Origin of the sequence: Ligilactobacillus sp. (genome assembly GCF_036846325.1) — a bacterium.
Lineage (GTDB): Bacteria > Bacillota > Bacilli > Lactobacillales > Lactobacillaceae > Ligilactobacillus.
Window position 1 is genome coordinate 1 of sequence record NZ_DAIUCE010000090.1, and the last position, 6,845, is coordinate 6,845.

6 protein-coding genes and 1 pseudogene are annotated in these 6,845 nt (G+C 42.4%); all 7 read left to right on the forward strand.

Translation table 11 applies throughout. The features are described from left to right. Positions 1 to 74 precede the first annotated feature (74 nt). Complete coding sequence (gene yfmH / locus V7Z60_RS07985; protein WP_334117306.1) at positions 75 to 1,379, forward strand: EF-P 5-aminopentanol modification-associated protein YfmH; 1,305 nt, start codon at positions 75 to 77, stop codon at positions 1,377 to 1,379. Beyond that, positions 1,376 to 2,104 carry an elongation factor P 5-aminopentanone reductase gene (gene ymfI / locus V7Z60_RS07990; protein WP_334117307.1) on the forward strand — a complete coding sequence of 243 codons (729 nt, stop codon included), beginning with the start codon at positions 1,376 to 1,378 and terminating at the stop codon, positions 2,102 to 2,104. Before yfmH ends, ymfI begins: the two co-directional genes overlap by 4 nt. A gap of 104 nt (positions 2,105 to 2,208) precedes the next feature. Continuing rightward, a complete protein-coding gene (locus V7Z60_RS07995; RefSeq protein ID WP_334117308.1) occupies positions 2,209 to 3,102 on the forward strand; it encodes a helix-turn-helix domain-containing protein in 894 nt (297 codons plus the stop codon). A 67-nt stretch (positions 3,103 to 3,169) separates the two neighbouring features. Continuing rightward, the gene (gene pgsA / locus V7Z60_RS08000; RefSeq protein ID WP_334117309.1) at positions 3,170 to 3,757 is read left to right on the forward strand and encodes a CDP-diacylglycerol--glycerol-3-phosphate 3-phosphatidyltransferase; all 588 of its coding nucleotides are present in this window, start codon (positions 3,170 to 3,172) and stop codon (positions 3,755 to 3,757) included. A 142-nt stretch (positions 3,758 to 3,899) separates the two neighbouring features. Continuing rightward, positions 3,900 to 5,130, forward strand: a pseudogene (locus V7Z60_RS08005) (competence/damage-inducible protein A). Between the two features lie 121 nt (positions 5,131 to 5,251). Continuing rightward, on the forward strand, positions 5,252 to 6,340 hold the full coding sequence (recA, locus tag V7Z60_RS08010) for a recombinase RecA (RefSeq protein ID WP_334117310.1): 1,089 nt from the start codon (positions 5,252 to 5,254) through the stop codon (positions 6,338 to 6,340). Positions 6,341 to 6,672: 332 nt separating this feature from the next. Continuing rightward, positions 6,673 to 6,845: Rnase Y domain-containing protein (locus tag V7Z60_RS08015; protein WP_442918907.1), on the forward strand; the 173-nt coding region annotated here is incomplete at its 3' end.

A 6,845-nucleotide genomic window follows, 5' to 3' on the forward strand; every position in this document is an offset into this window, starting at 1 on the left:
ATTCTTTTCTCAAATGTAGTCAAATATACAAAATGGTTACATTTGTTCACATTTTATATAGCAGGTAATTAGTCGTGGAAGAGATAAATTATCCGCGGTACAATGAGGTTCTTTATACAACCGTTCTTGCCAACGGATTGCGCGTTAATTTGTTGCCTCGAAAGAATTTTCATAAGACATATGGAGTTTTGACGACGGATTATGGTTCAATCGACAATACGTTCGTTCCATATGGAAAAAAGGAATTGGTCAAGGTCCCGGACGGGATTGCTCACTTTTTGGAACACAAGATGTTTGAAAAAGAAGATCATGATGCTTTTGATCTTTTTGGAAAGTATGGCGCATCCTCCAATGCGTTTACAAGTTTTACAAGAACAAGCTACTTGTTTTCTGCAACCCGAAACGTTGACAAGTGCATTGAGATTTTATTGAATTTCGTTCAGGAACCTTACTTTTCTGAAAAAACAATTGAAAAGGAGCGCGGAATCATTGCCCAGGAAATTAAAATGTATGACGATGACCCGAGCTGGCAGCTTTATTTTGGCATAATCGGAAATCTGTATCCGGAAGATCCGTTGGCAAGCGATATTGCAGGGACGGTGGATTCGATTGCACAGATTACTCCTGATGATTTATACGCTTGTTACAGAACTTTTTATCAGCCGGGCAACATGAATCTTTTTTTGGTCGGAGGATTCAATCAAACCGAAGTACTGGATCTAATTAAAGAGAATCAGGCAAACAAAACGTTTGATGCTCCGTTTGAAATTACAAGGACATCTTTTTCAACCGACAAGGAAGGAAAGGACATCATCCCGTATCGGATGAATGAGCTGAGCGTCCAAAGGCCTGCGGCAATTGTTGGAATCAAGGGTCTGGATGATGTTCCGGAAGGAAGAGACGGACTTTTTTACAAGCTTTCCCTGGAAATGCTGATGTATTTGCTGTATGACGAAACGTCAGAACAGTATCTTGAATTATACAATAAAGGTATCTTGGATGACAGTTTCAGTTATGACGTTACGGTTGAACGAGGATTTCATTTTGTGACAATGTCAGGCGACACTGAATTTCCGCAGGATTTTTCGAATTCGATTATCGAGATTGCTGAAAACTCTCGAGCAATTCTGGAAAATTCAGAGGAAAGATTCGAGCTTGCCAAGCGTGAGCTGATCGGGCGCAGCATTTCAGCGATGAATTCGCTTGAAAATATCGCCAATCGCTATGAAGGAAGTCTTTTTGACTATGCAACGATTTTTGATGTCGTTCCACTGCTTGAAAAGATGACTTTGAAAGATGTCGAGAAAACGGCCGAATCATTCATCAGATCCGAAGCGGTCAGCGTTTATCAGATTCTTCCAAAGGGGGAAGAAGCGTGAAGTGGGCACTGATTTTCGGAGCGTCGGGAGATATTGGCTCAAAAGTTGCAGAAGACCTGGCCGATGAGGGCTGGTCGCTTTATCTTCATTATTATCGAAATCGCGAAAAAATCGATGAGCTTGTCGGAAAAATATCCAAAAGGCATCCTAAACAGGATTTCATCGCCCTGCAATATGATATGACGGATGCGGACAACATCTCCAAAATTTGCGATACAATCTTCGGGAAGCTGAATGCGGTTGTTTTTTCGGAAGGGACGACTTACTACGGCCTTTTTTCAGAATTATCGCCGGATAATTTGGATATGATGATTACGATGCAGCTCAGAACTCCGCTCAGAATCGTTCAGGCACTTCAGGACAGGCTTGCTGAGTCTGAATGTGGTCGGATTGTCTTTATAGGTTCCGTTTATGGCGGTGCAGGCAGTGCGATGGAAGTCGGTTACAGCACGGTTAAAGGTGCCTTGAGTGCATTTTCGAGGGCATATGCAAAAGAAGTCGCATCGTTGGGGATAACGGTTAACGTTATTGCTCCCGGTGCCGTTGACACTCAGATGAACAAGATTTTTTCCGAGAGCGAAAAAGAAGATATTGATGCCGAAATTCCGATTGGACGGTTTGCATCTCCTGATGAGATCAGCTATTGGGTTTTGGCTCTTTTGAGTGAAAAAGCGGGGTATCTGACGGGCCAGACGCTTTATGCGACCGGAGGATGGCTAAAATAAAGGTTTTCTTATCATTTTTAGATGCTGAAATATGTTATACTTATTGATGGACTGAGTTTTCAAATATTTTCACAATCATTACGAAAAATACTGGAGAGATTTCAATGAATGGGATTGGACAAACTTTAAAAGAAGCTAGAGAAAAGAAGGGCTTGACGCTTGACGATCTGCAACAGACAACAAAGATTCAAAAGCGGTACTTGATTGCAATTGAAGCTGAAAACTTTGATGCGCTTCCAGGTGATTTTTACGTGCGGGCTTTTATTCAGCAGTATGCCAAGGTTGTTGACCTGGACGGTGATGAGTTGCTCGCTCAGCTTGAAGAAAAAACAGGAATTAAAACCGAAGCTCCGGTTGCCCGCGAAGCAACGACGAGAACAGAAGCTGTCAGACTAGAACAGGCAGAAAAGAATGACTTTTTAGGCAAACTGATGAACTATTTGCCGACAATCATCATTGTGATCGTTGTCGTTGCGATTCTTGGAACGATTTATGTCGTTGCCTGGGGCAATCACAGCAAGAATTCTGAGTCTCAAAGTTCCTCAAGTCAGACGGTCTCAGTTTCATCTGATGTCAAGAAGAAGAAGTCATCCGCAAGTTCTGCAAGCACGTCTTCTGCTAAAAAGACTGCAAATTCAAAGTCTTCTGCTAAGAAGAAGTCCGCGGTTTCAACTAAGCAAACGATTGAGAACGTTTCTGCAGAAGGATCCAGGTTCGTTTACGACGTTAAAAATGCAGCGGATAAAAACAAATTGGAACTTTCCGTCAGCGGCAGCGCTGCCTGGAGCGCCGTTTCGTCAAATGGTTCCCAGGTATGGCAGGGAACGTTGAATGACGGTGGCAGTCATACTGTCGAACTTCCGCAAGGCACGACGACGATTACAATCAGTTTAGGCAATTCAAATTCGACTTCGCTTAAATTAAATGGAAAGAAGTTTGATTATAAGAAGGAAAATGACACGTTGACAGTCAGGACGATTACGCTTAATCTTAAGTAGTAATATCAATCGGCAAGACTGAAAGCCTTGCACGGGTGCAAACACCTTTTGATTTGGGAGGATTATTATGAATTTGCCTAATAAGTTGACGGTTATTCGAATTTTATTGATACCGTTATTCATGTTAGTATTATTGCTTCCGCTTGATTGGGGCAGCATTGTGGTCGCTGGAACTTCTATTCCGGTTACGCAGTTTATAGGTGCTGTTATTTTTGCATGTGCTTCAATTACGGATTTTGCTGATGGTCAAATTGCGCGTCGCAACAAGTTGGTAACTAATTTTGGCAAGTTTGCCGATCCATTGGCGGATAAAATGATTGTTATGACCGCTTTTGTCATTTTGGTACAAATGGGCAGGGTTCCGGCATGGGTTGCGGCAATCATCGTGTGTCGTGAGCTGGCGGTTACCGGGCTTAGGTTGATCGTGGTTGAAAATGACGGTGAAGTCATTGCGGCTAAGATGCCTGGCAAAATCAAGACGTTTACGCAGATGTTTTCAATTATATTCCTGTACTTAAACAATGTTTTCTTTGCAAATATTAATTTCCCAATCGGTGAGATTCTGCTTTATATTTGCTTGTTCTTTACAGTTTATTCAGGAATTGATTATTTCTGGAACAGTCGGGCGGTTTTTGAGGATTCATTCAGTAAATAATTTTGCGGGGCCAGGAGTTTTTCTTGGCCCTGTTTGTATTTTCACAACAGGCTTGAAAAAGTTTCTGTGCCGTGAAATAATTAACAGGAAAAATAAAATGAAATAAGTTCTTTTCGCGTATTTAAGAATAGGTGGGATTTTAATGCATGCAGAAGTCATTTCGGTCGGAACGGAAATTTTATTAGGGCAAATAACGGATACTAATTCGACATTTATCAGTCAACGCCTGGCCGAATTAGGAATTGACGTCTATTTTAAAACGGTTGTCGGGGACAACGAAAAAAGACTTCTTCAAGCTTTGGAGATTGCTTCTGGCCGGGCTGATCTGATTATCTTATCCGGTGGACTCGGACCGACAAAAGACGATCTTACGAAGCAAACCGTGGCTGAATTTTTAAATTGCGGTCTGTTGACGAATAATGATGCCCTCGAGTACATCAAAGAGTATTATCGTCAAAACAACCGGAAAATGACTGATAACAATCTGTTGCAGGCAAAATATCTCGAGGGTTCAGTTTCTCTTCCGAATGAAAGCGGCATGGCAGTGGGCAGTTATTATCAAAATTCCAAGGGACCTGACTTTATTTTGCTCCCTGGCCCCCCAAGCGAGATGTGTCCCATGTTTGACAGGGAAGTAATGCCCAGATTGAAAGAAAATTATGTAAGAGAACATCTGCTTTTTTCAAGAGTTTTGAGATTTTACGGTATTGGTGAATCACAATTGGTGACTGAATTGGCTGATGTGATCAACGGACAGACTAATCCGACGATTGCACCATATGCCAAAGTTGGCGAAGTCACGCTTCGTTTGACCGCTCAAGCGGCTTCAAGGGAAAGCGCAAAGGAAATTCTTGATGAAACGGAGCAGGTCATTTCGGAGCGCGTGGGTCAATATCTTTATGGATATGGCGATGACAACAGTCTTCCGAAGGTTGTCGTTGAAAAGCTCAAGCAAAGAGGCTTGACGGTTTCTGCTTCTGAAAGTTTGACCGGTGGTTCATTTCAAAAGGCAGTTACGGACATTTCCGGTGCTTCACGGATTTTTCCCGGCGGTTTCGTGACCTATTCGGCATCCGCCAAGGAAAACCTGCTGGATATTCCTAAGGAGATTATTGATGAAAATGGCGTTGTCAGCGAAGCGACTGCCAAATGGATGGCCGAACGGACAAGGATTAAAACGGATACGGATTTTGGAGTTTCGTTTACGGGTGTTGCCGGGCCTGACACTTTAGAGGGAAATCCCGCAGGAACCGTTTGGATTGGAATATCACGGCGAAACGGCCGCTTTTGAATACCATTTTTATGGGAATCGCGATGCAGTTCGAGTCCGCAGCGTTTTGGCCGGATTTGCTCTGATCAATGAGGAGCTGTAAGGGAAAAGCAGGTTAATCAAACTTTAGTTCGTAATATACTTGCTTTTTTATAAAAAAACAAGTATCATAGGGTATACAAACAAAACAAATGTTCAATTTATAAGAAAGTTGAGGGGTTTCGGTGAGCGACGATAGAAAAGCTGCATTAGATAATGCTCTTAAAAAAATTGAAAAGAACTTTGGTAAAGGCTCTATTATGAGGATGGGCGATAAAGCCGATACCAGGATTTCGACTGTGCCGACTGGTTCGCTTTCATTGGATGAAGCGTTGGGAGTAGGCGGTTTTCCGCGTGGCAGGATTGTTGAAATCTACGGTCCCGAAAGTTCTGGTAAGACAACCGTTGCATTGCATGCAGTTGCTGAAGTTCAAAAACGTGGCGGAACGGCGGCTTATATTGATGCTGAAAATGCTCTTGATCCTGCTTATGCGCAGGCCCTGGGCGTTAATATCGATGAACTGCTGCTTTCGCAGCCTGATACGGGAGAGCAGGGACTTGAAATTTGTGATGCTTTGGTTTCATCCGGTGCGATTGATATAGTGGTAGTCGATTCAGTTGCTGCCTTGGTTCCCCGGGCTGAAATTGAAGGCGAAATGGGCGATACGCACGTTGGATTGCAGGCTCGTTTGATGTCGCAGGCTTTGCGCAAACTTTCAGGTACAATCAATAAAACTAAGACAATTGCCTTGTTCATAAACCAGATTCGTGAGAAGGTCGGAGTTATGTTTGGCAATCCTGAGACGACTCCAGGCGGTCGTGCATTGAAGTTTTATTCGACTGTACGTTTGGAAGTCCGTCGTGCTGAACAGATCAAGGATGGATCAGATATTATTGGAAATCGCGTCCGTATCAAGGTTGTCAAAAACAAGGTTGCTCCTCCGTTCAAGACGGCTGAAGTTGACATTATGTACGGTGAAGGAATTTCCAAGACCGGCGAATTGATTGATATGGCAGTTGAAAAGGAAATTGTCAAGAAGAGCGGTTCATGGTTCTCATATGGTGAGGAACGCATTGGTCAGGGACGTGAAAACGCAAAGAAATATATGAAGGAACATCCGGATATCATGGAAGAAGTTACAAAGAAAGTCAGAGCGGCATACGGAATTGGTGATAATCAGGGTGATGAACAGCTCGAATTGAAAATCGATGATGAAAAAGGTCCTAAATCGGCTGGCAAGGCATCAAAAAAAGTTGAAGACAGTGCAAAATAGTTTTTGAAGTTTGGTTGGAAGAACCTATTCAGCTTTTACCGATTTTGAAATCGGTAAAAGCTTTTTTATTTGGTTGTGAAAAATTTTCTGGCTGTCAAAATTTTTCAGGCTCAAACGTATCTGAGCCTGGATGACTGATGAAAGTTATCTTGTTTTGCTTTTGCCTTTGTTCCAGGGTGCATAACCTGTTATTTCTAATAAGCATTGACATACACCACTGAAAAACATTAAAATATTATTGTGCGTAAAAACATTTTTAACATCTTAATAAAAACACAACAAGATAATAATCAATTCTTGAAACGATGACGGAGGGGCAAAATTTGGAAAATATGCTTGTCATCCTCGTGATCGCGATTGTAACATTGGTGCTTGGATTCGTGTTTGGCTTTGCTTATCGGAAAAACAGCTATGAAAAGTCTCTTGATGCCGCCACTAAAACGGCCAACGGGATTTTGGACAATGCTAGAAAAGAAGCCGCGGCTCAAAAAAAGGAAGCCTTGTT

Bases quoted from the DNA above. Each gene is read 5' to 3' on its own strand.
- pgsA (WP_334117309.1), top strand. From the start codon at position 3,170: ATGAATTTGCCTAATAAGTTGACGGTTATTCGAATTTTATTGATACCG.
- V7Z60_RS07995 (WP_334117308.1), top strand. From the start codon at position 2,209: ATGAATGGGATTGGACAAACTTTAAAAGAAGCTAGAGAAAAGAAGGGC.